The following is a 23444-nucleotide window of genomic DNA, read 5'->3' on the forward strand; positions in this document are numbered from 1 at the left end:
AACCGATATCGCGAGGCGGGGTGGTGCTAGGCCCACCCACCTCGGGGCGTCAGCACCCTCGTCTCGGACGCATGCCGTTTCTAACGTCGAGGAAAGGGCACATGTGGTGCTCACCGACCTCACGGAACGAGCCTCCCATGAGCATGAGCAGCATCCAGACTGCCCTGGCCCCGACCACCACCTCCGACCGCTACACCGGACGATTCTCCGAGCTCCTCGCCGAGGTGCGCGCGCGCGGACTGCTGAGGCGACGGCGAGGCTGGTACGGCCTCCAGATCGCGCTCGCGGTCGGCGCGTTCGTCGGCCTGTGGGTGGCGTTCTTCGCCCTCGGCACCTCGTGGTGGCAGCTCGCCGTCGCAGCCGCGATGGGGGTGGTGCTCACCCAGTTCGGGTTCTTGGGACACGACGCCGCGCACCGGCAGATCTTTGCGTCGGCGTCGGCCAACGCATGGGCGGCGCGCCTCCTCTCGGGCCCCTTCGCCGGTCTCAGCTACGGCTGGTGGCGCGCGAAGCACAACAAGCACCACAAGGGACCGAACCAAGAAGAGGTCGATCCTGACATCGCTCCCGGCGCCCTCGCGTTCACGCCGGCGATCGTGCAGCAGCGACGCAGCGCGTTCGGGCGATGGTTCGCCGACCACCAGGGCTGGCTCTTCTTCCCGTTGCTCACGCTCGAGGGGCTCAATCTTCACTACGCGAGCGTCCGTTCGACCATGGATCGCACGTCGCGGCAGCCGTGGCGACGGCTCGAGCTCACGCTGATCGCCACACGCCTCGTCGGGTACGTCGCCGTACTGCTGATCGTCCTCCCGCTCGGGATGGCCGCCGCGTTCTTCGCGGTGCAGATGGCGGTCTTCGGGGTGTCGCTCGGGATGTCCTTCGCACCGAACCACAAGGGCATGCCGATCGTGCCGCGCGACATGCGTCTCGACTTCCTGCGCCGCCAGGTGCTCGTGTCGCGCAACGTGCGCGGTGGGCCGGTGACCGACGTGATGATGGGCGGCCTGAACTATCAGATCGAGCACCACCTGTTCCCGAGCATGGCGCGACCGCACCTCAAGAAGGCGCAGCCGATCGTCCGTGCGTACTGCGAGCGGAACGGCATCCCGTACACGGAGGCCGGGCTGCTGGAGTCGTACGGGATCGTCGTCGACTACCTCAACCACGTCGGTCTGCGCGCCCGTGACCCGTTCGACTGCCCGCTCGCCGCGCAGCTGCGCGCACCGTCATGAGCTGACCGGTTTGCCCGGGCTGCGCCGCGTGACGCAGTAGACCCGCCCGTACGGGTCACGCAGCGTGACCCACCAGCTCGAGCGCCACAGCTCCTCGGCGCCGAGCGCGAGGTGGCGCTCGACCTCGGCATCGACAGCGCCACCGGCGCCGAGGTCGAGGTGGGCCGTGACGGGGCGGCCGGGCGGGGTGTCGTCGAGGCGTTGGAGGAGGATCCCGAGCGGCATCGCGGCGGGCCGCGGCAGCCGCATGAACTCCGGGCTGTCCACGTCGCGCAACGTCCAGCCGGTGAGCGCCGCCCAGAACCCGCACTCGACGTCGTACGCGTCCGCCGGGATGTCGAGCGCCACCTGGTCGACGGCGCTCGTGTGGCCGGCGGGCCACCTCGGCGGGGGCGGGACGACGTGCTGATCCTCGTTCGGGACGAGGCAGAACGGCATCCCACCCGGGGATGCAAGGACCACGTACGAGTCCGGCTCGGCCACGACCGTCGCGCCGAGAGACACCGCCTCGGGCGTCGCGGCACCTGGGTCGTCGACGTGCAGGTCGAGGTGGAGACGCGCCTCGCCGTCGCCGACCACCTGGAACCGGAGCGCGGCGTCCCCCTCGGGCGGCAGCAGCGTACGGAACTCGTCGTGCTCGCCCCGAGGCACCGAGGCGTGGGTGCCGCTCACCGCCTCCCAGTACGCCAGCGCGCCGGGAGCGGTGGCAGCGGGCTGGTCGAGGTAGGCCGTGATCCAGCGCAAGGTGACGGACATGCGTGCCATTGTGCCGACCGGCGCCGACGGCGTCGCGCGAGTAGTCTCGGCGGCGATGGTCACGTGGGCCGCATTCCAGGACGAGGCGCCGCGCATCGCCGAGGTCTTCACCCGGCGGCACGCGGCGACCGGCAACCTGTGCATGCTCGCGACGCTGCGCTCCGACGGCTTCCCGCGGATCAGCCCGATGGAACCGACGCTCTTCGAGGACCACCTGGTGCTCGTCGGCATGCCCGGGACGACGAAGTTCCGTGACCTCGCCCGCGACCCTCGGTTCTGCCTCCATACCGCCACCACGGACCCCATGCTCGGAGAGGGCGACGCCAAGCTCTGGGGCCGTGTCACGAACCTCCAGGCCCCCGACCTCCACGCCCGCTTCGCCGCCGACCTGTTCGAGAAGACGGGGATGGACCTGCGGGGGCAGGTGTTCGACCCGTTCTACGTCGCCGACCTCACGGGTGCGTCGTCAGCAGCGGCCGGCGACGACCGGCTGGAGATCACCATCTGGAAGCCCAGCGAGGGCGAGCGGGTCGAGTACAAGACCTAGCGTCGCGGCAGCCGCAGCTCCACGTCGTCGAGACCGACCTCGTGACCGTCGGCGCACCGCACCTCGACGTCGACGGGCGCGCCGCAGTCGTGGTGGGCCAGCTCGAGGATGGTCTCGCTCGGCAGGTGCTTGCGCCCCCACTGGAACAGCGCCCACACGACGGGGACCAAGTCACGTCCGGCGTCGGTGAGGACGTACTCCTTGCGCGTGCGCTGCCCCTCCTCGCGGTAGTCGCGCTGCTCGAGCAGCCCCGCCTCGACGAGTGCCGACAGCCGGGTCGCCGTCGTCGCGCGCGTCATGCCGACGCGCTCGGCGAAGTCGTCGAACCGCGTCGTGCCGTAGTAAGCCTCGCGCATCACGAGCATCGCCGTGCGGGTCCCGACGACCTCGACGGCCTTCTCGATCGCGCAGTGGCCGACGGCACTCCACGCATCGCGGTCACTGAGCACTCCCTTGAGGATCACCTGGCCATCGTCGCACCGGATCTAGGTCTGTTCAACTGAACCCAGCAGTGCTAGCGTGCAACTGAGTTCACAAACCTAGACTCAGACGCCTGGAGGCCTCGCATGTCCGCACCGCTCCGCTCCGCCGTCATCGTCGACGCCGTCCGTACGCCGGTCGCCAAGGGCAAACCGACCGGGGCGTACGCCTCGGTCCACCCCGTCGACCTTCACGCCCACGTCCTGCGCACGCTCGTCGAGCGCACCGGACTCGATCCGGCTGCCGTCGACGACGTCATCACCGGCACCGTCGGCCAGGTCGGCGAGCAGAGCGGCAATACCGCCCGCTGGGCCGTGCTCGCTGCCGGGTTCCCCGAGTCCGTCCCCGCCGTGACCGTCGACCGCCAGTGCGGCAGCAGCCAGCAGGCCCTGCACTTCGCCGCGCAGGGCGTGATGAGCGGCGCGTACGACATCGCCATCGCGTCGGGCGTGGAGTCGATGAGCCACATCCCGATCGGCAGCCAGACTCTGGGACGCGACTTCGTCGGGACCGAAGTCGCCGACCGGTACCCGTCCGGGCTGATCCCGCAGGGCATCAGCGCGGAGCTGATCGCGCAGAAGTGGGGGCTGAGCCGCACCCAGCTCGACGCCTTCTCGGCCCAGAGCCACCACCGTGCCGCGCAGGCCCACGACCACGGGCTGTTCGCCGCCGAGCTCGCTCCCGTGAAGGTGACCCGCGAGGATGGGTCGGTGCACGAGGTCTTCGACGACGAGACCGTCCGCCCGGGGACGTCCGTCGAGACGCTGGCGGGCCTGCGTCTGGCGTTCAAGGACGACTACTGGGCGCAGCGCTTTCCCGACCTCGACTTCTTGGTCACCGCCGGAAACTCCTCACCGGTCAACGATGGCGCTGCCGCGCTCCTGGTCACGAGCGAGGAGGCGGCCGCTCGGCTAGGGCTGACGCCACGGGCTCGCCTGCACGCGTTCGCGGTCACGGGCGACGACCCGGTCATGATGCTCACCGGCATCATCCCGGCGACCGCGAAGGTGCTGGCGCGCGCCGGACTCTCGATCGGCGACATCGACGCGTTCGAGGTGAACGAGGCGTTCGCGAGCGTCGTCCTCGCCTGGCTCGCCGAGACCGGCGCCGATCCAGCAAAGGTCAACGTCAACGGCGGCGCGCTCTCGATCGGGCACCCGCTCGGCGCCAGCGGTGCCCGCCTCACGACGACGCTGCTGTCGGTGCTCGAGCAGCGCGGTGGCCGATACGGCATGCAGGTCATGTGCGAGGCGGGCGGGCTCGCGAACGCCACGGTGTTCGAGCGCCTCTGACCGTGGCGGTGGCGACCGCTACGGCTTGCCGAACTCCTCGATGAGCACGGGATACTGCTCCGCACCGTGCCCTGCGGCGATCGCGCGCTCGGCCATCGCCTGGATCAGCCTCGGAAGCTCGGCGTTCACGCCCAGCGCCTCGCTCTCCCCGACGAGGTGCGCCATCGCCCGCGCATCGGTCTCCAGCGCCGAGACCTCGGCAGGGAAGGAGCTGTGGTCGATCTGCTCGGCATAGCCCGGCAACCACTGCGCGACCTCGACGGCGATCTGCTGGGCGAAGGGGGCGAACGTCGCGGCGTCGACCCCGGCCGTCTTGAGCATGGCCGTCCCGTGGAGCCAGGCGTTCAGGATGCTCCACATCATGGCGAGGCCGGCGCCGTCGTACAAGGCGGCGAGGCCTGGGTCCGCGCCGAGGTGCGTCGTGGTTCCGAGCACGTCGAGCGTCGATCTGTGTGCTTCGAAGTCGGACGGCGACCCGCTGAGCAGGATCACCGCGTCGGCGGACCCGATCGCCGGAGGGACGGCCATGAGGGCGCCGTCCAGGTAGCGTGCGCCGCGCTGCTCTGCCCATCGAGCGACCTTCCGAGCCTGGGCGGAGTCGCCGGAGGTGAAGTTGACCAGCGTCGTACCGTCCAGCCCTCCGTCATCCTGACCGAGCAGCTCACGGACCGCTTCGTCGTCGGTGACGCACAGGATGGTCAGGGCATTCGCTCCGAGGGCGTCGCCCACGGTGGGCGCCGACCGTGCACCCCGCGCCACCAGCCCTTCGGCCTTGGACGCCGTACGGTTCCACACGGTGACGGGATGCCCGGCCTCCAGGAAGGTGCTGGCGAGCGCCTGGCCCATCAGCCCCAGGCCGATCACGGTCACGGACTTCTCGGTGTCTGCGTTCATGGAAGAATCGTCAACCTTGATATCGGTGTGAAGGTCAAGGAGCGTCGATGCTGATCGGTGAGCTGAGCCGGCGGACGGGCGTCAACGCCCACCAGCTGCGCTACTACGAGGCACAGCGCCTCCTCGAGGCCGAGCGCGGGTCCAACGGATATCGGACGTACGACGAGGGCGCCGTGCTGCGGGTGACGCAGATCCGACACCTGCTCGGTGCGGGCCTCTCGTCCGACGACATCGCCTACCTGCTGCCGTGCGCGACCGGTGAGGCGCCGGACCTCACCGGGTGTCCGGAGCTGCTGACCGCGATGCGCACACGCCTCGAACGGCTTGATGCCCAGATGAGCAAGATCGCTCACTCTCGCGAGGCGCTCGCCGACTACATCGACGCGGCTGAGAGGTCGGGCCACGAACGCCCTCCGGCGTGGGACTGCGACGACGACGTGCTCGCGTCGGCCTGACCCACCCGCAACCTCAGGACATCCGTCCTCGCTCAGCCTGTGCGGCGAGCACTCGTGTCGCCTCGCGTTCATACGCGGCGCCCATCGCGTCCCACGCTCGGACCGCCGCGTCGAGCGTCGCCTCATCGCCGTCGCGTCGACCACGGACCCGGAGCACGCCGGCGGCGACCCACCGGTGGTGCGGGGCGTACCGCTCCGCGCGCTCCAGCAGCCGGTCACTGTCCGGACTGTCCAGGACGACGGCCAGCTCGGCAGCCATCACGGCGGCATAGCCGTCGAACCTGCCAGGCACGAACGACGCGGACACCTCAGCAAGCGCACGCTCCAGGTGGTCACCCTCTGCGAGCGCGACGCGCGCCCGTACGAAGGCCGCCCACGGCGCGAGGTTCGGCGACTGGTCGAGCCGTGTCGGAACGGCGACCTGCCGCGCCCGCTCCCACCACAGGTCGTACGCGTCCGGGTCGCCGCGCAGCCCTGCCGCGAGCACGGCACCGAGGAGCGGGCCCGCGAGCGACGCGTTCTGGTAGCGCCGTGTCTCGACGACGTTCGCCCACACGTCGACAGCCATGAGCTCGGCGCCGTCGAAGTCTCCGGCGAGTGCTAGCGGAGCGATCGCACTGCCCTTCGCCCAGCACGGGTGCGGCTCGAGCGTCGGGTTCTCGGTGCCCCGACGGGTGGCGGCGAGCGCCACCTCGAGCCCTCCGGTCGCGACCGCGTACGCCGTCACGGAGCGCAGCGCGTCGACCACCTCGATCGCACCTCGGGGGTCACGTTCCGCCGACGCCGCCGTGACCAGCTCGAGGCGCTCGGAAGAGAGCCGGAGCGACTCGTCGGGACGACCGGACAACGCCGCCGCGGTGGACGACGCGTCGAGCGCGGCGCTGAGGACCAGGACGTCTCCGTCGGCGCGCGCGGTGGCGACTGCCTCGGCCGCCGCCGCGGGCACGACGTGCTGGTGGTCGGCCCCCGAGGTCCACGCACGCGCGGTGGCCAAGGACGCGCGCGCCACCTCCGTGTCTCCCGAGAGGGCCTCGGCCTCTGCCAGCAGGGACTCCAACCTCGCAGGGTCGGGGTCCGTAGCGAAGCCGCCCCCACGGAACCGCTCCGCGACAGTGACAGCCGACGCCAGGGCGACTGCTGCAACCTCCGGATCCTCGCCCCGGGCGGCGTCGGCCGCGTCCAGCAGGAGCCGGTAGGCCTCCCTCGCGTCGGAGACGAGGTGGACGCAGGCAGCGGCATCGGTCAGGTCGGCCGCCGCCTCACGGCCCCGCGCCGCAAGGCCGGCGGCCGTGCGGAAGTGTCGTCCTGCCTCGGCGACGAACCCGCGGGCGTAGGCGAGCGTGGCCACGTCGCGTGCGAGACCGTGCGCTCTGGGATCGCCGTGTCCCATCCCCGGCACGCAGGAGCGCAGGTCGTCCATGACGGCGTCGACATCCGTCGCCCACGCAGCGAGGGTCGCTGCGGCGTACGGGCGTCGCTCGACGAGGTCCCGAGCGCGCGCACGGGCCCACACGGCGTAGCGGTCACGGGTCTCCCCCACGCTCTTCGACGACGCAAGGCGCTCACGGGCCAGCTCGCGGACGCCGACGGGCAAGGACCAGCGGTCGGTGCCGTCCACACCGGGCGTACGGCGTACGAGGCTCTTGTCAGCGAGGCGCCCGAGCAGGTCGGCGGCACCGGCGCGCCCCTCGTCCGGCAGGAGCGCGGCGGCCGCGTCCAGGTCGAACGCGCCCGCGAACACCGCCACGGTGTGCAGCGCCGCGCGCTCGTCGTCGGCGAGCGCGGCGTGGCTCCACTCGACCACCGCGCGCAGCGACCGGTGCCGACGGTCGGCGGGGCGACCCAGGGTGAGCAGCCGGAGGACGTCGTCGAGTCCCGCCTCGACCCCGGCCAGCCCCAACGAGGCGACGCGCGCCGCCGCCAGCTCGATCGCCAGCGGTGATCCGTCGAGGCGCCGGCACAGCTCGCCGGCAGCGACCTCCGGCAGCGTCACGGCGGGGTCCACGGCCGACGCGCGCTCGACGAACAGGGCCGCGGCCTCGTCGTCAGGGAGGGGTGCGAGGAGGAAGACGGCCTCCCCCGGGACCCCGAGCCGTTCACGACTGGTGACGAGGACGTGCAGATCAGGGACGGCGTCGGCGAGGTGGGCGACCAGCCTCGCCACGTCGTCCGGCACGTGCTCGGCGTTGTCGAGGACCAGCAGCGTCCGCCCTCTCAGGCCGGCGGCGAGCGCGTCGGCCAGGCTGACCTGCGGGCGTTGGGAGACACCCAGGACCGCAGCGACCGTCGCGTCGACGGCTCCTTCGGCGGCCGGCACCAGGTCGACGAACGCACCGCCCGACGCGAACCACGCCCGCGAACGGTCCGCCACGGCCACGGCGACCCGCGTCTTGCCGGCACCTCCGGGTCCGAGGAGGGTCGTGATCCGGCTCTCCGCAACGAGCCGGGTGACGGCGTCGACCTCGGCCGTACGCCCGACCAGGGACGTCCGTGGACGCGGCAGTCCGACCAGCTCGCCGGCGGCAGCGCGCGCCTGCGTTCCCGACGAGGCCCCGGCGGCCCACGCAGCGAGCTCGCGACGATCACGCGCTCCGAGCTTGCGCAGCAGCGACGAGACGTGGCTCTCGACGGTGCGGACGGACAGGTGCAGCCGACGTGCGATCTCGGCGTTGGTCAGGTGCTCGGCCACGGCGCCCAGGACGTCCCGCTCCCGCGGGGAGACGGCGTCGCCGCGCAGATCTGGCACCCGCTCAGTATGCCGTCCACAGAGGGAAGACCCGTGCCGATTCCGTGGCGGCTCCGTGCTCGGCACGGATCCGGAGAGCCGGTCTCCCGGCCGACGATCGAGTCACCAGAACAACGGACGTACGAAGGAGCACCCCATGCTGATCGTCGCAAAGGAAGCCGACCTGCGACTCCCCGGAAGCCGTACGACGCGGTTCGAGGGCGAGGCGTACGGGTCAGGCATCTCGTTCTTCCACGTCGACAACGCGCCCGGGACGGGGCCCGACGCCCACGTCCACCCGTACTCCGAGACGTGGGTCGTCCTCGCAGGCGTCGCGCACATCCGCACCGCCGACGGAGAGACGCACGGCGAGGCCGGTGACGTCGTCGTCGTCGGCCCGCACACCCCGCACGCGTTCCGCGCGGTCGGACCTCAGACCCTGCGCATGCTGTGCATCCACGCCTCACCGCAGATCGACCAGGAGTTCCTCAGCACCGAGCGCGCCACCGCGCTCGCCGTCGTGTTCGACACGGAGTCGGCACGGTGAGCGCGGCGGTGATGATCACGCCCGTCGCGCCGGTGGCGACGGCCGACCTGGAGCGCTATCGGTCCGACCTGTTGGGCTACTGCGCGTGGCGGCTCGGATCAGTGTCCGACGCCGACGATGCGGTCCAAGAGACGATGATCCGGGCCTGGCGTGGTCGAAGGACGTTCCAGGGACGTGCGTCGGTGCGGTCGTGGCTCTACCGCATCGCGACGAACGTGTGCCATGACTCCCTGGGGTCCCGTGCGCGCCTCCCGCGACCAGCGGACCTCGGCACGACGGAGGGGGCGGCGTTCACCATCGTCGACGTCCTCCCCGCGCCCGACCCGGCCGAGGTCGCGGCGGAGCACCAGGCCGTACGGGACGCGTTCACCACCGCCGTCCGTCACCTCCCACCGCGCCAGAGGGCGGTGCTCGTGCTTCGCGACGTGCTGCGCTGGCGGGCGGCGGAGGTGGCGGCGCTCCTCGCCACCACGGTCGCGTCGGTCAACAGCGCGTTGCAGCGAGCCCGACGGACACTGCGGGAGGTCGACGTCGACACGCCGCCCGCCCCGTACGCTCTGCTCGATCCAAGGGACGCGGTGCTGCTCGAGCAGTACGTCGCGGCTTTCGCGACGTACGACGTCGACACCCTCGTCGACCTGCTGCGCGCCGACGCGCTCACGCCCGCGCGTAGGTGAGGACGGCGCAGCCGTTGTCGAACGTGCTCACCTCCTCGAGCGCGAGCTGCGTCGGGCGGAAGTCCGTCGTGAACGCCGAGATGCCGGCGCCGGCGACGACCGGGTACTTCTTCACGACCAGCCGGTCGATCTCGTCCAGCAGCGCGCCCGCGAGCGCGCCGCCACCGGCCAGATAGATCCCGTACGGCGACTCCTCCGCCTTGAGCTCGCGCACGCGCGCCACGGGGTCTGCGGCCGTCACCTCCACCTTCGGATCCGGCGACTCGGTGAGCGTCCGGCTGAAGACGACCGTACGAAGGTGCGCGTACGGGTCGGTGATGCCGAGCTCCAGCGCCGGGTCGTACGTCCGGCGCCCCATGACGACCGTGTCGAACAGGCGGTTCGGCGCGTCGTCAGCGCCGATGGCCTGGCGGATGTGGGTGGGGAGCACCTCGGGATAGGTGGCGTTCATGTGCTGGGTGTGGTCCTCCGAGACCGGATAGAAGTCGACCTGGTCGTCGGGTCCGGCGATGAATCCGTCGAGGGTCAGGGCGATGTAGTAGGTCAGTTCTCGCATGCCGCCGACTCAACCACGACAGATGAAGTACGTCAAGCGTAGTTGTTATCTGCGTGCGAACACGGGAGGATGCTCCCCATGGTCAGCAACCCCGGACGCCGTACGGCCCTGCTCGACGCCGGCATCGAGGTGATCGCCCGCCTCGGCGCCCGCGGCCTCACCTTCCGCGCCGTCGACGAGGAGGCCGGAGTCCCCACGGGGACCACGTCGAACTACTTCGCCAACCGCGACGCGCTGCTGCGCGACCTCAGCGACTACGTGTTCGTCCGGCTCGCGCCCGACCCCGAGGAGGCCGCCGCGCGCCTGGCCGAGCCGCCGTCACGCGAGCTCGAGGTCGTGCTCATGCAGGACATCGTCGAGCGGGCGCGCGCCGACCGCGCGGGCTACCTCGCGATGTTCGAGCTCCGGCTCGAGGCGGCCCGTCGGCCGGAGCTGCAGGAGGCGTTCACCGCGCGCTACCGCGCCAACCTCGACGAGATCACTGCCGCCCACGTCGAGGGAGGCTTCCCTGGAGGCGCGACGACGGCGCTCCTCCTCTACCTCGCGATGAGCGGACTGCTCCTCGAGCACCTGACCTTGCCCGGAGTCATCGGCGTCGACGACACCGCGCTCCAGGCCCTCGTGCGCGATCTCGTCCTCACGGTGGTGCCGGAGTAGGACTCAGCCGCGGTGACGCGCATCCCTGGCAACGGCGTGCCGGCGCCAGGCGACCAGCGCGGCGATCGCCGCCAGCAGCGCGGCAAGACCCACCACCGTGAGGACCACGGGATCGATCGCCCTTCCGGCGGGGGCGTCGGCCACGACCTCGCGTGTCGGGTCCTGCCCCGGACCGGACGACGGCGTGCCAGGCGCCGCCGCCTGTGAGGCCGTCACACTGGGGGTCGGGCTCGGGGTGGGCGTCGGTGTCGGCGTCGTCTTCGTCGCGGTCGGTGACGGGGTCCGGGTGGGCGTCGCCTTGGGCGGACGCGGCGCGCTCGCCGGCTTCCGCGTGGTCGCCGTCGCCGTGGGTTTTGGACGAGACGTCGCGGTCGTTGTCGCCGACGGAGTCGGCGGAGCCGGACGCGCCCCCGACCCGTTCGGATAGTTCGCGAACACCTGGACGCCCCATGTCGTGCCACCCGACTCGATGAACGCCACCCCGATGTCGGTGTAGTCGCCGAGGATGTTGGCACGGTGACCGGACGAGTTCATCCAACCGGAGTGCATCTGGGCGGCGGTGCGATAGCCCTGCGCGACGTTCTCTCCGACTCGGCGCCACCCGCTGGGGATCTCGTCAGCGACGTCGGGGTTGTGCGACAGGCTCCCATTGGAGGCCATCTGGCGCGCCCACCCGCGGGCCACGGCGTCGAGCGCGGCGTTGCGGGCGAGCGGGCTCGCGCCCTGCGCGGCGCGGGCGTCGTTGGCGAGGCTGGCGATCGTGTCGGCCGGTGCGGCCGAAGCGGACGGCGCCGCCGCGAAGAGCATCGCGGTCGCCGCCACGAGCACGCCGACGAGAGCAAGGACGGCGCTCTTCGGGGTCGCGGCGGTCGGGCGGCGGGGGCGTCCGTACGGTGCGATCACCCGGCGAGACTAGCGGTACGGTCACGAGATGGTCACGTCCGTCGCGGTGCTCTCCGACGTCCACGGTGTCCTCCCCGTGCTCGACGCAGTGCTGGCCGAGCCCGAGGTGGCGACGGCGGACCGGATCGTCGTCACGGGAGACCACGCGGCAGGACCGATGCCGGTCGACGTCCTCGACCGGCTCACGTCGCTCGGTGAGCGCTGCATCCTCGTACGAGGCAACGCCGATCGCGAGCTGGTGGAGGTCGCACGCGGCGGCACCTCGTCGCACCCCGAGTCGCAGTGGGCAGGTCGTCAGCTGCGCCCGGACCAGGTGGAGCTGCTGGACGCGATGCCGCACCCCGTCACGCTCGACGTCGCGGGATTCGGCCCCGTCGTCTTCTGCCACGGGACGCCGCGCGACGACGACGAGGTGGTGCTCGTCGACACGCGGATGGCGCGCTGGGCGGAGGTCTTCGCCGACCTTCCCGACGAGGTACGCACAGTCGTGTGCGGGCACACCCACATGCCCTTCGTCCGGCTCGTGGACCGGCGCCTCGTCGTCAACCCGGGAAGCATCGGCATGCCGTACGGGCGCGTCGGCGGCGCATGGGCGCTGATGCGTGACGGGCAGGTCGCCCTGCGTCACACCGCCGTTGATGTCGACGCGGTGGTTGCGGAGATCGTGCGGCTCTCGACCTACCCGGAGCGGGCCGCGTGGGCCGACGAGTATGTCCGCTCGCGCAACGGCGATGCCGAGGCGATCGCCGCCTTCGGCCCGCGCGACGGTCGCTGACCGGAGCTCAGTCCTCGACGGTGATCCCGAGCGAGTCGGCGAGCAGCGGCGCGAGGAGCGAGAGCTGCAGCGGGGTGATGGTGACGCCGCGCAACGAGGAGACTCCGACGATCTCGCGCAGCTCGGCACCGCGCAGGTCGACGTGGGTGGACTTCGTGTGCTGCACGTCGAGCCGCGCGATCGTGCACCCGGCAAAGCTCACCCGCACGGCGGTCGCCTGCACCAGGTCGAGCTCGTCGATGACGCAGTCGGTGAAGACGACGTCGCGCAGCTGCGCCCCTCGAAGGTTGACGAACGACAGTTTGCAGCCGCTCACCCGTACGGACTCCCAGACGCCGTCGTAGAGGTCGGCCGACCCGATCCTTCCGCCCTCGATCCGTACGTCGCGCAGCGTCGCACGCGGTGCGCGCAGCACCGCGACGTTGACGCGCTCGAGCAGCGACTCCCGCACCTGGGCGCCCGAGAGGTTGGCGGAGTCGAGCGTGAGGCCAACGAAGGCGAGCCCGTCGAGGTTGGCCGAGGCGACGAGGTCGTCGACGCTGCCCTCGACGAGAGCATCCACGGCGAGCGTGTCGAGCTGAGGCGCTCGCGTCGTCGGTCGCTTCGGTCCCATGCGTGCTCCCTTCGGGCGGGCACCCCGCCGGTCGAGTCGCCACCGTACGACGCCCCACCGACAACGGCTCACATCTCCCGGGCGGACGACCTTCTCCGCCACTACGGTCGGCGCATGGACAACCAGCTGCCAATCGGCTCCCTCGTCGACTCCGTGGACGGCGCCCCTGCAACGCTCGACCCGATGCGGTTCAACCGGCACACCTTCTGGTGTGGACAGAGCGGCTCAGGCAAGACGTACGCGCTCGGGGTCATCCTCGAACAGCTCCTCCTGCAGACCCAGCTCCCGCTGCTCGTGATGGACCCGAACGCCGACTTCGTGCGTCTCGGTGAGGTGCGCGACGACGTGGACGGCGACGTGGCGCAGAGGCTCACGGCGGTCCGCCCGAGGGTGTTCCGCCCGAGCGCGAACGGGGACGAGCGGCTCTGCGTGAAGTTCGTCGACCTGAGCCTGCGCTCTCGCGCTGCGATCCTCCGGCTCGACCCGCTGAAGGACGCCGAGGAGTACAACGTTCTCCTTCATCTCGAGTCGCAGTTCGGGCCGACGACGTTCGACCGTACGACCTTCCTGCGTCGACTCAGGGAATCGACGGACCCCGGCCTTCGCAAGCTCCTCATGCGTCTGGAGAACCTCGGTGTCCTCGATTGGGACGTGTGGGCGTGGGGAGGCGGATCGACTCAGGCCGTGATCGACGAGCGCCCGCGTGCGGCCGTGCTCGATCTCGGGGGCTTCAAGACGCCCGACGAGTCGAAGGTCGCCTCGCTCGCGATCCTCGACCACCTGTGGGCGACCCGCGAGAGCCGGCAACCGTTGCTCATCGTGATCGACGAGGCCCACAACCTCTGCCCGGCCGACCCTCTGCTCCCCGTCGAGGTCGCACTGACCGAGCGCATCGTCCAGATCGCGGCCGAGGGACGCAAGTATGGCCTGTGGTTGCTGCTGTCCACCCAACGTCCTTCAAAGATCCATCCGAACGCGCTCTCGCAGTGCGACAACCTCGCCCTCATGAAGATGACCTCCCCGCGTGACCTCGAAGAGCTCGGCCAGTACTTCGGCTACGCCCCGCACGAGCTGCTGACGCGCTCGGGCACGTTCGTCCAAGGGCAGGCGCTGTTCGCCGGCGGGTTCACGACGACAGCAGCCATCGTCCAGATGGCGCAACGCCTCACCCACGAGGGCGGCTCTGACGTTCGCGTGCCCCTGTGAGTGAGTGTGGTGGTGCTCCGCTCCGGCCTCGTCACGTCCGAGGGTCGAGGAGGTGGCGACGGCGCGTGCCGTCTTGTCGTGTCAGCGGTGCCGTGCGCGCCAGCGGGTGCTCGAACGGGTGCAGGTAGGCGCTGATGCGGGTGTGCTGGACCCGGTCGTGGTCCTCGATCGCCCGCCCGGCCGCGCCGGCGCCGCGACGGAACGCGAACCCGCGCCGCCCGTCGGGCTCGACGTGCAACCTGCCGGAGTGGACCGCGTGGTGGCAACGTCCGCACAACCCGACGAGCTCGTCCAGATCAGTACGGCCGCCGCGTGACCACCACGTGGCGTGGTGGATCTCAGCGATCCGGTGCCGACACCCCGGCGCCGCGCAGATCCCCTCCTGACGGGCGATCACCGCGGTGCGCTGCCGGGTCGTCGCCAACCGCTGGGTGCGCCCGACGTTGAGGACGTCAGCCTGAGGCGTCGGCCCGCCCGTCACTCCGTCGACCAGGATCGGGGTCACGTCGGCGCCACAGGCCAGCTGCGCGAACAGCTGAGGCCCGATCGACCCGAACCCGACCAACCGTGGCGGCTCCCCACCCTGCCCGGCAAGCCACGTCGCATCAGCCATCAGGTGCAGCTGCGGGCGCACACCGCGGTCCGACGGCATCCCGTGCGCCAACGTCGCGTCGATCAGCTCACCGAACGCGTCGAGGCGTCGCTGCGCCGGAGTACGCACGTCGTCGGCGCCCCGCGGCGCCGACGCGGCACCCAGCCACGTCGCGAGCTTGGCGCCGTTGACCAGGTCGAAGAACCCCGCCACGTGGAACCCGTCGCCGCAGCGCGTCACCGACAGGTCGCGCCGCTCCATGCCGCGCTTGTAGGCCTCGTCCAACCGCTCGGGACGGGCCAGCTCGTCGATCCGCCGGATCGCCATGCGCACGTCCGCGGCACCCGCAACCCGCGCCAGCGGCAGGAGGATCTGCGCACTCGCCTCACGCATCTTCTCGACACCGAGAGTGGCGAGGCCCGCGGAGAACTCGTACGCGTGGTCCAGACGCACCTCGCCCCCGCGCACAGCCTCGCCAAGCTCGGGGATCAGCCGCATCGAACGACCCGCCGTGCGCCGCCGCTTGATCTCCGCATCACCCATCCGCAGCTCGCGCCGCGCCCACCCCAACGCCGACGAGGCCCCCTCCTCAGCACCTCCACCGGTCTCGTCCAGCTGGTCCAACGCGGCGGCCTTCAGCCCCTCCAGCCGGTCGATGCCCGCCTGCAACGCCCGCAGCAGCGCGCGGGTCTGCGTGCCGTCGGCCAGTGCCAACGGCTGCACGCACAACGCGTCGACCGCCTCGCTGAGCGCCTGCACTGCATCGGACTCGAACACACCTAAGACGCTAGGGGCTCCCGCCGACAGCGGCGTGGACCCATGACGCAGCGGTGGACGAGCCACGCCTGGGGATGAGCGTGGCGCGGATCAACGCCCGCTCTCGCTGAAGTGCTGGTAGTCCTTCAGCATGCGCCACTCGCCGCCCCAGCCCCACCCGATCGCGTCGAAGGCGCCGACGACGGGGCCGCCGGCGATGATCATCCCCGGCCGGACGTCCTTGCGATCGAGATAGGCGGACGCGAGCTCGGGCAGCACGACGTCACCCTTCACGTACGGGTTCTGGAACGGGTTGATGTCGATCGCCAGCCCGTACGCGTGCTCCGAGAAGGTGGTGGCCCCACGCGTGGGCCGGCACGCGAACGCGCCCGTGTTGTTGCCGTCGCCGGTCGGCGGCGCGTCCATCTCGGCGGCGCGGGTGATGCGCATCTCCTCGATCGGGAAGCGTGCCTCGTACATGCGCCGGAAGGCCTCCACCACGTCCTTGGCGACGCGGCCGTTCACGAGCAGCTCGCCGGTGTGGCGGGCGTCGTCGAAGCCCCAGAACGCCACTCTCACCCAGGCCAGGTCTCGCCGTCCGACCGGACAGCCGCGCTTCCAGGTCGACCGGGCGATGACACGCGCAGGGGCGGGATCCGTGATCTGGCTCGCGAAGCCGTCGCCCGGCAGCTGCGGCAGGGAGTCGGGCAGGGTGAACCGCCGGTTGCGCAGCTCGGGCGGCGTCGGCTGCACCTCGCCGAAGCCGGCCTCCGTACGAGGCAGCTCTCGGGTGCCGAGCCACGCGGGCGGCACGGTGCCAGGCTCAGGACTGGCGGCCGTCGCACTGGGCGTCGTCGTGGCCGGGGCCGACGGGCTCACCTCCGAGGTCGTCCCGCTGGTCTGCGGCGCCGGCGTCGCCTCACCCGGACTGTCGTCGCCTCCGCCGCCGCAGCCGCCGAGCAGGACCATCGCCAGCGCCACCGCGCCGATGCCACGGCGCCCGCGCTGCATGCCGGTACGAACCCCCATTCGTCGAGTCTAGGCAACCCAGATCCACAAAAAACCTTGCACAAGACCTCTTGCACAAGCACCCTTGCGTATATAGCGTGACGATCATGAGCGACGACCGCGAGCACGGACCCGACGACGCCGCCTACCGCCGTACGATCACCGACGCCAAGGCGCTGTCAGCACTCGCCAACCCCTTCCGTGCGCGGATGCTCGATGCCCTCAGCGTGGACGGCCCGTCGACGGCCTCCGCGCTGGCGCAGCGCACCGGACAGGCGGTCGGCAGCGCGAGCCACCACCTCAAGGTCCTCCACGAGGCGGGACTCGTGGAGGAGGCGCCCGAGCTGGCTCGGGACCGCCGAGAGCGCTGGTGGCGCAAGGTGTCGCCCTCGCTTCGGTGGTCACGCAACGAGTTCGCGACGGACACCGCCGCCGTCGACGCCGCCAAGGTCGCGGAGTCCATGGAGCTCGACCGCCAGTCCGAGGCAGCCCGCACCTGGCTCGCCAACTCCGAGACGTCCGGCGACTGGGACGGTGCTGCCTTCGTCGCCCAGACGTGGCTGCGACTGACACCTGCCGAGCTGCGCGAGCTCGGCGAGGAGATGGTCGACCTCCTGACGCGCTGGCACCGGAGGGAGGTGCCGGACGACGGGGCGGAGCGCGAGCCCATCCTCGTCTTCTCCCGCGGGTTCCCCCACCAGCCCTAGCCAGCCCCACCTTCCGCCGCGCACACCTCCTCGCGAGGTGATGTCGGCCTGCCCTGAGGAGCTCACGTTGACGCCATCCGACGACAGCCGCACACACGGGTCGGGATTCGGCTATCTCTGGCTCGGCCAGGGCGCGAGCCTCGTTGGAAACGCGACGAGCTCGTTCCTGATCCCGGTGCTCGCCGTCGTCCACCTGCAGGCCGGGCCGTTGTGGATGGGCCTCCTCACCGCGGCAGCGTGGCTTCCCTGGGTCGTCGTCGGGCTGGTGGCCGGTGCCCTCGTGGACGGCCACCCCCCGCGCGCGGTCATCGTCGTCGCCAACCTCGTCGCCGCCGCGGCGCTCCTCACCGTCCCTCTCGCGGGCTGGGCGGGCCACCTGACGCTCGGCCATCTGCTCGTGGTCGCACTGACGACCGGCACCGCGAGCCTGTTCTCACGCGCGGCCGGCATCAAGATCGTGCCGCTGGTGGTGCCACCGGAGCGACTCGAGCGGGCCAACGCCCGCCTGCTCGGGACCGAGTCGCTGACCCAGGTCGCCGGGCCGGGCATCGGCGGCCTCCTCGTCACGGTCGTCTCCGCCGCGACCGGTCTGCTCGTGGACGTCGCCGGGTTCTTGGTGTCCGTGGCGTGCATGCGAGGCGTACGGCCCCGCCAGGCTGCGCGCAGCGCGACGGCCGCGCCCGTGCGGCTGCGTACCCAGATCGCCGAGGGGATCACGGTCGTCAGGAGCGATCGCTACCTCGCGCCGTTCGTGCTCATCGGCAGCGTGTCCAACTTCGGACTCACAGGCCTCACCACGCTGCTCGTCATCTACCTGGTGAACGTCCTCGAGATCGACGCCTCGTACACCGGGCTCGTCATGATGCTCGGCAGCATCGGTGGTGTCCTCGGCGCACTCGTGGCCGTCCCGCTCGCCCACCGGCTCGGCACCGGTCGCGCGTCGACCGGCCTCCTCCTGCTGAGCGGACCCGCCGCGCTCCTCATCACACTCCCGACGTCGAGCCGCCACGTCTGGATCACCGTCACCGGGCTCGTCCTTGTCGGGGCCACCGTCGTGTCCGGCAACGTCATCCGCGGAGCGTGGCGGCAGCGCTACATCCCGGCCCGGCTGATCGGACGCGTCGTCACCACGAGCCAGGTGGTCATCTACGGCGCGATGCCACTGGCAGGCGTGACCGCAGGCCTCCTCGCGCATGAAGTCGGCACGCGGCCGACCATGCTCGCGATGGCCGGGGTGCACGCGCTCGCGTGCGTCGCGATCGTGCTCACCCCGATCGGTCGGCTCGCCGAGCTGCCGCCGCCGATGCGGGAGCCCGGGACACCCGGGACAGATGCACGGCCCCCTACTTTCGTCGCAGGCCGCTAGCCCGATGGCGGATGTCGCGACCGCGCCTGCCTCCGTACGGTCGGGTGCGTGAGCGTCGATGCCCCCACGACCACCCTCGGCTACACCCGCAACGACAAGATCGGCACCGCTGTCGTCTTCGGCGGCGCCGGGCTGGCGATCTTCCTCCTCGCCCCGCTGCTCGCGGCGTGGCTCGCCGACGTGCCGCTCGTCCCGTTCAGGGGTCCGCTCGAGTGGGTCGGCTCGTTCGACCAGCCGTGGGCGTGGGTGGCACGCCCGGCGGTCGGCCTGGTCGTCGGTCTCGTGCTTGCTGCCGTCGTCGTGGCCGACGCCTACCGGCTCGACGTGAGCGATGAGCAGATCGTGGTCCAGCACGGCGACGACCGACGCACGATCGCGCACGCCCAGGTCGCCGCCGTCTACACCGACCGCAAGAAGGTGGTCATCGACGGCACCGACGGCCGGCGTCTCTTCGAGCAGGACGTCGAGGCCGGACGCGGCCAGGTGGCCGAGGCGTTCACGCGCCACGGCTACCCGTGGGAAGGGCTCTGAGCTGCGCCGCCGCGCTCAGTGGCGGTGCAACCGGCTCGACCCGATCAGCGGCGGCAGGTCGACGGGCGCGCGCCGCGCCAGGGCGGCCGGCACGTCGGGCCGTTGCGCCGTGAAGAGCCACGCGTCGAACAGCGCGTCGAGCTGCTGCCCCGACACCCGCTCGGCGTACGCGACGAACTGCGGGATCGTCACGTTGCCTCCCTTGTTCCGTGCGGCCCACCCCTGCAGGATCGCGAAGAAGTCGTCGTCGCCCACCGTGACCCGCAGCTGGTGCAGCGTCATCGCGCCGCGGTCGTACACGGCACCGGCGAACAGGTCGTCCGGCCCGGGGTCACCGATCACGATGTCCCAGAACGAGTCGTCGGCCGGGTGCGAGCCGTACGTCGCGTCGAAGATCTCCTGCGCGGTCGCGACACCCTGGCTCTCCCACCACAGCCACTCCGCATACGAGGCGAAGCCCTCGTTGAGCCAGATGTCGCTCCACCTGTACAGCGCGAGGCTGTCGCCGTACCACTGGTGCGCGAGCTCGTGCACAATCACGCCCTCGGCGGTCTCGTCGGAGCCGCTGAACCACTCCTGCGCATAGATCGGGCGCGTCTGGTTCTCGAGCGCGAACCCGAGCCCCGGGTGAGCGTCGACGAGACCGCCCGATGCCGAGAAGGGGTACGGGCCGAAGCTCGCCTGCAGGAAGTCGAGGACCTGCGGGTGCTTCGCGAAGTTCGCCTCCGCCTTCTCGCCCAGTGTCGGCGGCCCGTCGGCGGGCGTGCCCGCGATCCAGTCGTTCGGGTTCGGCTCGCTCCCTGCCGGTGCACCGGTGACCGCCCAGCCGTCGAAGGTGTCGCCGTCGTCCTCGAACGACGTGCTCCCGACACCGGTGGGCGTCGTGACGTCGTCGACGAACACGCCCATCCCCTGGAAGACGTCGTCGCTCGCGTAGGTGATCGCGACCTCGACCGACCCGCCGGCCCACGCCCCTAGGTCGACGCGCCACTGCTCGTAGCCGTCCGAGCTGCCGGTCGCCGCGTTCCACGTCCCGGTCGTGCCCGTCGGCGCGCACGTGTCGTCGGGCTGCACGCTCTGGTAGTGCCCGAGGAACGGGTGCAGGCTCAGCCAGAACGGGCAGGCGTCGCCGACGCTCGTGCTCGTCGCCCCACCGAGATCCGCCAGCGTCGTCCAGTCGTCCTGCCCCGGCGTCCGAGCCTCGACGAACACGAAGTCCCAGTCGGTCTCCGTGTCGCGGTCCACCCAGAAGCCCAGCTCTCCACCGCCGGCGGGCACCTCGACCGTGCGGCTCAAGCGCTTGTACGAGGCAGCCTCGCCGGCGACCTGCGAGATGGCGTACTGGTCGCCCGTGCGCGTCGGCGCCGGCTCGTACAGCTGCGGGTCGATCGCCTCGACCATCCGGATGCCGTCGTACCGGTAGTCCTTGAGCGCGAACTCACCCATCGTCGCCGTCGTGAGGTACGAGGCCATCGGCTCGCGCGCCTCCCACGCCCACGTGGTCCAGCCCTTGTGCGTACGGTGGCCGCGCGGGACGCCGTTCGCGACAGCCTCGAGGCCCTGCGGCACGGTGACGCGGAACGAGTACGAGGCCTTGTCGCTCGGGTGGTCGTTGACCGGATACCAGGTGGCGGCGACGTGCGGCTGACCGACGATGAGCGCGCCGTCGTTCGTGTGGATGAAGCCCGACCCGTCCTCCAGGGTGGCGGGCACGCCCCCGTAGGTGACCTCGGTCGTGAAGGTGCTGCGTTTGCGCAGTCCGCGCGACGGGATCACGGTGAGCTCGCCGTCGACGTGCCTCCAGCCGGCGCGCCTGCCGTTCACCTTCACCGCGCTCACGGTCAGACCATCGAGGTCGAGGTTGAACCGCGACAGGTTCTGCGTGGCCCGTGCACGGATGCGCGCGGTGCCGGTGAGGCGGTCGGTAGCGGGGTCGTAGCGGACGTCCAGCCCGTAGTGCTGCGCGTCGTACCCGCCGTTGCCGTCGGTCGGGAAGTACGGGTCACCGATGCCGACAGCGCCCGGCGTGAAGTGAGGGCGCGGACCCGGGCGGGCCTGCGCCGGTGCCGCGAGCAGGGCGGCGCCGAGAGCCAGGCCGGAGAGCGTGGAGACGAGGACGAGCGCATGACGACGCATGGGGAACCTCCAGAGGATCCAGGTCGTCTCTCACTGTGCGCCTGGTGTCCGGTGGCGGCAACCGGTGGCGCGCTGGCGCGAGGGTGCTCAGCCGTCGCGCCGCCGGTCGCGCCATGCGCCGGTCGCCCACAGCGCCCAGAGCACGAGCAGCGGCTGGAAGAGCAGGCGGATCGCCCGAGCACGGTCGTCGTTCAGCCCGAACGCGTCGGTGTGCGTCACGTACTGCGAGATGTTGCCGGGGAAGATCGCGACGAAGAATGCTGCCGTGAGCCAGCCGACGGCGACGCGCTTGCCGGGCAGACCGATCAGCGCACCACCGAGCCCGATCTCGACGAACCCGGAGGCGAGGACGACGGTGTCGCCGTCGAGCGGCACCCAGTCCGGCACCTGCGCGAGGAACTCCTGACGCGCGAACGTCAGGTGGCTGATGCCGGCGAAGAGAAGGAACGAACCGAGCGCGAGGCGCCCGATCGTACGTGGCGCGGAGAGCGACCTCGTCGCGGATGCGTCGTCGGACATGAGACCTCTGTTCGCCGGAGGGGTGTCGCCGCCCAGCCTAGGGGCAGAGTCGCACCAGCAGCGCTGCACACTCGCGGCGCAGGGTCTCGAGCGCTTCGAGGTCGCCGGCGAGGAAGTCGATCAGCGAGCGCAAGAAGAGCCCGTCGTAGAGCGCGTACGCCACCGGCGAGGTGATGGTCGGCGGGCTGTCGGCAAGCTCGGCGTACCGCTCGACCACCCGCCAGATCATCTGCTCCAGCAGCAGGTCGATCTCCTTGATGACGCCCACGAGCTCGGCGGTGAACATGCTCTGGTTGCGCAGGTCGTACCACATGCGGTGGAGCGTGCTCTCGTCTCGCAGCGTCTCGGCCATCGCCTCGGCGAAGCCGTCGCGCAGCTCGACGGACGTGGTCGCCGTCTCGAGGATCTCGTCGTACTGCTTGACGCAGTCCTGCTTGTACTGGCGGATGCAGTGCTGCATCAGGTCGAGCTTGTCGCTGAAGTAGTAGTGCACGACGCCGTGCGAGAAGTCGGAGTTCTGGGCGATGTCCCTCAGCCCGGTGTGGGCGTATCCGTTCGCCGCGAGCGTCACCAGGGCGGAGTCGGCGATCTCGGCCCGGCGGCGCTCGAACTTGTCGACCGCGGCGCGCTCGGCGCGTGCGCGCTGTCGACTCCTCGGACCCTCGGTGATGCCCATCTCGTCCATCGTACGGCCGGAAGAAGGGCCAGCCCGGTACTTTTCTGGACGAATGCCTACAAAAATCTTGTCAGTCGTCAAGATTTCTGGTCTGCTAAGAGCGTCATCGGTTCGCGGCCTGTGACAGAGGGGCTCGGCGTCGGCGGGGGCGGCACCGAGCCCCTCTTGCAACGCGCGGGCCAAGTGCTCCGCAGCAGGCCATTCTCGGGTGAGACGACACCATCGAGACGGGCTATCGCGTCGTGACGCCCGGATACCCGGGCTTCGAGATCGAGGTCGAGGCGCTCCGCGAGAACCCCGACGTGATCGCGAACCTCACCGTCCCCGAGACCCGGGCACCAGGAGACGTGGGTCGACCACGACAACGACGACCGCGCACCGCTGCTGTTTATCGCTGGCGGCAAGGGCCGCGGGCTGAGGCGCTGGCGAGCACCGGCCCGGGCTCGCTCAGGCGGGCGAGAGCCGACCCGCGAGCGCGCTCTCGTCCGCGACGAACCAGGTCTGGGTCCCACGGTTCGCCTCGCGGACGAAGTCGCGGAACGCGTCGCTCCCCGCGACGTGCCCTGCGACGTCGCCGACCACCGCGAGCCGCAGCCGGTAGTTGACGAGCTTCTGCGTCACCTCGCCGAGAAGACCCGACCGGAGGCGGAAGAACTCCGGGGACAGGCGTGCGACCGGCACCGCGATCAGCTGTGCCTCGCACCCGAACGCGTCGCCCACGAGATCCAGCGCGTCCTGCTCGCTGGAGATTGCCGGCCCCTCGGCGTCGACGAGGAGGACGCGGACATCGCCGTACTCTGTGGTGCGCATGCCCAGACCGTACGGGCGCAGCGGCGGG

At 71.1% G+C, this 23444-nt stretch carries 25 protein-coding genes; 12 read left to right on the forward strand and 13 right to left on the reverse strand.

Annotation, left to right across the window (positions count from 1 at the left end):
- Positions 1-137: 137 nt before the first annotated feature.
- Positions 138-1232, forward strand: a complete 1095-nt coding sequence (locus ACFSDF_RS00555) for a fatty acid desaturase family protein (RefSeq protein ID WP_167000604.1) — start codon at positions 138-140, stop codon at positions 1230-1232.
- Here the strand turns inward: ACFSDF_RS00555 and ACFSDF_RS00560 are convergent.
- On the reverse strand, positions 1227-1988 hold the full coding sequence (locus ACFSDF_RS00560; RefSeq protein WP_377155631.1) for a VOC family protein: 762 nt from the start codon (positions 1986-1988) through the stop codon (positions 1227-1229). The two genes, ACFSDF_RS00555 and ACFSDF_RS00560, sit on opposite strands and share 6 nt — an antisense overlap.
- Between ACFSDF_RS00560 and ACFSDF_RS00565 the strand changes: the two genes are divergently transcribed.
- Positions 1987-2535, forward strand: coding sequence for a pyridoxamine 5'-phosphate oxidase family protein (locus ACFSDF_RS00565; RefSeq protein ID WP_208322206.1), 549 nt, complete (start codon positions 1987-1989; stop codon positions 2533-2535). The two genes, ACFSDF_RS00560 and ACFSDF_RS00565, sit on opposite strands and share 2 nt — an antisense overlap.
- On the opposite strand, the gene ACFSDF_RS00570 is transcribed toward ACFSDF_RS00565, so the two are convergent.
- Positions 2532-2999, reverse strand: a complete 468-nt coding sequence (locus ACFSDF_RS00570; protein WP_243845054.1) for a winged helix-turn-helix transcriptional regulator — start codon at positions 2997-2999, stop codon at positions 2532-2534. The genes ACFSDF_RS00565 and ACFSDF_RS00570 overlap by 4 nt on opposite strands.
- 102 nt (positions 3000-3101) lie before the next feature.
- On the opposite strand from ACFSDF_RS00570, the gene ACFSDF_RS00575 reads away from it, so the two are divergent.
- On the forward strand, positions 3102-4307 hold the full coding sequence (locus ACFSDF_RS00575; protein ID WP_377155634.1) for a thiolase family protein: 1206 nt from the start codon (positions 3102-3104) through the stop codon (positions 4305-4307).
- 18 nt (positions 4308-4325) lie between these two features.
- On the opposite strand, the gene ACFSDF_RS00580 is transcribed toward ACFSDF_RS00575, so the two are convergent.
- On the reverse strand, positions 4326-5201 hold the full coding sequence (locus tag ACFSDF_RS00580) for an NAD(P)-dependent oxidoreductase (protein ID WP_377155636.1): 876 nt from the start codon (positions 5199-5201) through the stop codon (positions 4326-4328).
- 47 nt (positions 5202-5248) lie between these two features.
- On the opposite strand from ACFSDF_RS00580, the gene ACFSDF_RS00585 reads away from it, so the two are divergent.
- Complete coding sequence (locus tag ACFSDF_RS00585; protein ID WP_377155638.1) at positions 5249-5656, forward strand: MerR family transcriptional regulator; 408 nt, start codon at positions 5249-5251, stop codon at positions 5654-5656.
- A gap of 13 nt (positions 5657-5669) precedes the next feature.
- Here ACFSDF_RS00585 and ACFSDF_RS00590 read toward each other — a convergent pair whose 3' ends face one another.
- Positions 5670-8402 (reverse strand): ATP-binding protein, encoded by a 2733-nt coding sequence (locus tag ACFSDF_RS00590; protein ID WP_377155640.1) that lies wholly within the window; start codon positions 8400-8402, stop codon positions 5670-5672.
- A 136-nt stretch (positions 8403-8538) separates the two neighbouring features.
- On the opposite strand from ACFSDF_RS00590, the gene ACFSDF_RS00595 reads away from it, so the two are divergent.
- Entirely contained in the window at positions 8539-8928 is a 390-nt protein-coding gene (locus tag ACFSDF_RS00595; RefSeq protein WP_167000612.1) for a cupin domain-containing protein, read from the forward strand.
- On the forward strand, positions 8925-9605 hold the full coding sequence (locus ACFSDF_RS00600; protein WP_208322856.1) for a sigma-70 family RNA polymerase sigma factor: 681 nt from the start codon (positions 8925-8927) through the stop codon (positions 9603-9605). Before ACFSDF_RS00595 ends, ACFSDF_RS00600 begins: the two co-directional genes overlap by 4 nt.
- Here the strand turns inward: ACFSDF_RS00600 and ACFSDF_RS00605 are convergent.
- Positions 9586-10161, reverse strand: coding sequence for a dihydrofolate reductase family protein (locus tag ACFSDF_RS00605; protein WP_167000615.1), 576 nt, complete (start codon positions 10159-10161; stop codon positions 9586-9588). The two genes, ACFSDF_RS00600 and ACFSDF_RS00605, sit on opposite strands and share 20 nt — an antisense overlap.
- 78 nt (positions 10162-10239) lie before the next feature.
- Here ACFSDF_RS00605 and ACFSDF_RS00610 point away from each other — a divergent pair, with 78 nt between their 5' ends.
- Positions 10240-10818 carry a TetR/AcrR family transcriptional regulator gene (locus ACFSDF_RS00610; protein WP_167000617.1) on the forward strand — a complete coding sequence of 193 codons (579 nt, stop codon included), beginning with the start codon at positions 10240-10242 and terminating at the stop codon, positions 10816-10818.
- 3 nt (positions 10819-10821) lie between these two features.
- On the opposite strand, the gene ACFSDF_RS00615 is transcribed toward ACFSDF_RS00610, so the two are convergent.
- Complete coding sequence (locus tag ACFSDF_RS00615) at positions 10822-11721, reverse strand: CAP domain-containing protein (RefSeq protein ID WP_377155643.1); 900 nt, start codon at positions 11719-11721, stop codon at positions 10822-10824.
- A 28-nt stretch (positions 11722-11749) separates the two neighbouring features.
- Between ACFSDF_RS00615 and ACFSDF_RS00620 the strand changes: the two genes are divergently transcribed.
- On the forward strand, positions 11750-12496 hold the full coding sequence (locus ACFSDF_RS00620) for a metallophosphoesterase family protein (protein ID WP_167249677.1): 747 nt from the start codon (positions 11750-11752) through the stop codon (positions 12494-12496).
- 7 nt (positions 12497-12503) lie between these two features.
- Here the strand turns inward: ACFSDF_RS00620 and ACFSDF_RS00625 are convergent, their stop codons facing one another.
- A complete protein-coding gene (locus ACFSDF_RS00625; protein WP_167000623.1) occupies positions 12504-13109 on the reverse strand; it encodes a pentapeptide repeat-containing protein in 606 nt (201 codons plus the stop codon).
- Positions 13110-13223: 114 nt separating this feature from the next.
- Between ACFSDF_RS00625 and ACFSDF_RS00630 the strand changes: the two genes are divergently transcribed.
- Positions 13224-14315 (forward strand): ATP-binding protein, encoded by a 1092-nt coding sequence (locus ACFSDF_RS00630; protein ID WP_377155646.1) that lies wholly within the window; start codon positions 13224-13226, stop codon positions 14313-14315.
- Between the two features lie 31 nt (positions 14316-14346).
- Here the strand turns inward: ACFSDF_RS00630 and ACFSDF_RS00635 are convergent, their stop codons facing one another.
- The gene (locus tag ACFSDF_RS00635) at positions 14347-15684 is read right to left on the reverse strand and encodes an HNH endonuclease (protein WP_377155649.1); all 1338 of its coding nucleotides are present in this window, start codon (positions 15682-15684) and stop codon (positions 14347-14349) included.
- 90 nt (positions 15685-15774) lie between these two features.
- On the reverse strand, positions 15775-16692 hold the full coding sequence (locus ACFSDF_RS00640) for a M15 family metallopeptidase (RefSeq protein WP_243842828.1): 918 nt from the start codon (positions 16690-16692) through the stop codon (positions 15775-15777).
- Positions 16693-16778: 86 nt separating this feature from the next.
- On the opposite strand from ACFSDF_RS00640, the gene ACFSDF_RS00645 reads away from it, so the two are divergent.
- The 3 genes from ACFSDF_RS00645 to ACFSDF_RS00655 all read left to right on the forward strand — a co-directional run bounded on the left by ACFSDF_RS00645 (position 16779) and on the right by ACFSDF_RS00655 (position 19275).
- Positions 16779-17378 carry an ArsR/SmtB family transcription factor gene (locus tag ACFSDF_RS00645; protein ID WP_167249671.1) on the forward strand — a complete coding sequence of 200 codons (600 nt, stop codon included), beginning with the start codon at positions 16779-16781 and terminating at the stop codon, positions 17376-17378.
- A gap of 67 nt (positions 17379-17445) precedes the next feature.
- Positions 17446-18744, forward strand: a complete 1299-nt coding sequence (locus ACFSDF_RS00650) for an MFS transporter (RefSeq protein ID WP_377155652.1) — start codon at positions 17446-17448, stop codon at positions 18742-18744.
- Between the two features lie 48 nt (positions 18745-18792).
- Positions 18793-19275, forward strand: a complete 483-nt coding sequence (locus tag ACFSDF_RS00655) for a YqeB family protein (protein ID WP_377155654.1) — start codon at positions 18793-18795, stop codon at positions 19273-19275.
- Positions 19276-19290: 15 nt separating this feature from the next.
- Here ACFSDF_RS00655 and ACFSDF_RS00660 read toward each other — a convergent pair whose 3' ends face one another.
- From ACFSDF_RS00660 to ACFSDF_RS00675, 4 genes are all read right to left on the reverse strand, one after another.
- Positions 19291-21411, reverse strand: coding sequence for a M1 family metallopeptidase (locus ACFSDF_RS00660; protein ID WP_377155656.1), 2121 nt, complete (start codon positions 21409-21411; stop codon positions 19291-19293).
- Positions 21412-21498: 87 nt separating this feature from the next.
- A complete protein-coding gene (locus tag ACFSDF_RS00665) occupies positions 21499-21930 on the reverse strand; it encodes a DoxX family protein (protein ID WP_167000635.1) in 432 nt (143 codons plus the stop codon).
- A gap of 37 nt (positions 21931-21967) precedes the next feature.
- Positions 21968-22606 carry a TetR/AcrR family transcriptional regulator gene (locus ACFSDF_RS00670; protein ID WP_167249663.1) on the reverse strand — a complete coding sequence of 213 codons (639 nt, stop codon included), beginning with the start codon at positions 22604-22606 and terminating at the stop codon, positions 21968-21970.
- 447 nt (positions 22607-23053) lie between these two features.
- Complete coding sequence (locus ACFSDF_RS00675) at positions 23054-23416, reverse strand: DUF4180 domain-containing protein (protein WP_167000637.1); 363 nt, start codon at positions 23414-23416, stop codon at positions 23054-23056.
- Between the last annotated feature and the right edge of the window lie 28 nt (positions 23417-23444).

This window comes from Mumia zhuanghuii, from assembly GCF_042681565.1.
GTDB lineage: Bacteria > Actinomycetota > Actinomycetes > Propionibacteriales > Nocardioidaceae > Mumia.

Bases quoted from the DNA above. Each gene is read 5' to 3' on its own strand.
- ACFSDF_RS00580 (WP_377155636.1), bottom strand. From the start codon at position 5,201: ATGAACGCAGACACCGAGAAGTCCGTGACCGTGATCGGCCTGGGGCTG.
- ACFSDF_RS00665 (WP_167000635.1), bottom strand. From the start codon at position 21,930: ATGTCCGACGACGCATCCGCGACGAGGTCGCTCTCCGCGCCACGTACG.
- ACFSDF_RS00565 (WP_208322206.1), top strand. From the start codon at position 1,987: ATGCGTGCCATTGTGCCGACCGGCGCCGACGGCGTCGCGCGAGTAGTC.
- ACFSDF_RS00610 (WP_167000617.1), top strand. From the start codon at position 10,240: ATGGTCAGCAACCCCGGACGCCGTACGGCCCTGCTCGACGCCGGCATC.
- ACFSDF_RS00640 (WP_243842828.1), bottom strand. From the start codon at position 16,692: ATGGGGGTTCGTACCGGCATGCAGCGCGGGCGCCGTGGCATCGGCGCG.
- ACFSDF_RS00555 (WP_167000604.1), top strand. From the start codon at position 138: ATGAGCATGAGCAGCATCCAGACTGCCCTGGCCCCGACCACCACCTCC.
- ACFSDF_RS00605 (WP_167000615.1), bottom strand. From the start codon at position 10,161: ATGCGAGAACTGACCTACTACATCGCCCTGACCCTCGACGGATTCATC.
- ACFSDF_RS00560 (WP_377155631.1), bottom strand. From the start codon at position 1,988: ATGTCCGTCACCTTGCGCTGGATCACGGCCTACCTCGACCAGCCCGCT.
- ACFSDF_RS00660 (WP_377155656.1), bottom strand. From the start codon at position 21,411: ATGCGTCGTCATGCGCTCGTCCTCGTCTCCACGCTCTCCGGCCTGGCT.
- ACFSDF_RS00575 (WP_377155634.1), top strand. From the start codon at position 3,102: ATGTCCGCACCGCTCCGCTCCGCCGTCATCGTCGACGCCGTCCGTACG.
- ACFSDF_RS00620 (WP_167249677.1), top strand. From the start codon at position 11,750: ATGGTCACGTCCGTCGCGGTGCTCTCCGACGTCCACGGTGTCCTCCCC.
- ACFSDF_RS00675 (WP_167000637.1), bottom strand. From the start codon at position 23,416: ATGCGCACCACAGAGTACGGCGATGTCCGCGTCCTCCTCGTCGACGCC.
- ACFSDF_RS00645 (WP_167249671.1), top strand. From the start codon at position 16,779: ATGAGCGACGACCGCGAGCACGGACCCGACGACGCCGCCTACCGCCGT.
- ACFSDF_RS00595 (WP_167000612.1), top strand. From the start codon at position 8,539: ATGCTGATCGTCGCAAAGGAAGCCGACCTGCGACTCCCCGGAAGCCGT.
- ACFSDF_RS00585 (WP_377155638.1), top strand. From the start codon at position 5,249: ATGCTGATCGGTGAGCTGAGCCGGCGGACGGGCGTCAACGCCCACCAG.
- ACFSDF_RS00630 (WP_377155646.1), top strand. From the start codon at position 13,224: ATGGACAACCAGCTGCCAATCGGCTCCCTCGTCGACTCCGTGGACGGC.
- ACFSDF_RS00625 (WP_167000623.1), bottom strand. From the start codon at position 13,109: ATGGGACCGAAGCGACCGACGACGCGAGCGCCTCAGCTCGACACGCTC.
- ACFSDF_RS00670 (WP_167249663.1), bottom strand. From the start codon at position 22,606: ATGGGCATCACCGAGGGTCCGAGGAGTCGACAGCGCGCACGCGCCGAG.